We start from the raw sequence: 622 nt of genomic DNA on the forward strand, positions 1-622 counted from the left end.
CTGGAAATGGTGTAGAGCCTAATGAGCGCCAAGTCCAGTTATCTATCCATAAACGGAATGGTCGGTTTGTCATGCCAGCTTGACCAATACCTCCACGCGCAACACGCTGTTCTTTCCACACATGCGAACCATGGCTCACGACAACATGTGACATGTACAGTTGCGGGTATTGCCAACCGCTGGTTTCTCGTTCATCGGTGGCGACGCGAAAATAGCTCCACTGCACGTTGTAAGTGCGACCTTGCTTATCTTGCAGCTTCGCAAAGTAGTTCCACCATTCATGTTGATATTCAGGATGGAAGCGAAAGTCTGAAGGCAATGAGACATGCTCGTCCGGTAAAACCGGCTCAAAAATGGTTTTATTTTCTCGCGTCAGTACCGAATTAATTTCGTTTTCTTGGGTAGCAGTAGGCTCTAGCCAAAACGTTGAATACAACGTCGCTCCAGTCAACATGGCAAAAACGACAACGATCAGCATCGAAGCAAAAACGCGCTTTTTAGAGTTTTGTTTTTCCACTACAACGCATCCCTCAACGACTTCATTGGCGTACTCTTAATCATTCGAATTACGGGTAACGCCCCGGCGATCATAATCGCGAGCATTGCCCAAGCGATAGTTTGT

Annotated in this window: 1 protein-coding gene; it reads right to left on the reverse strand. The window is 47.1% G+C overall.

The window, feature by feature from the left end; translation table 11 throughout:
* On the reverse strand, positions 1–517 hold a 517-nt coding region (locus R8N47_RS26280; protein WP_318186241.1), incomplete at its 3' end, for a lipocalin-like domain-containing protein.
* Positions 518–622: the final 105 nt, after the last annotated feature.

Source organism: Vibrio sp. 2132-1 (genome assembly GCF_033344315.1).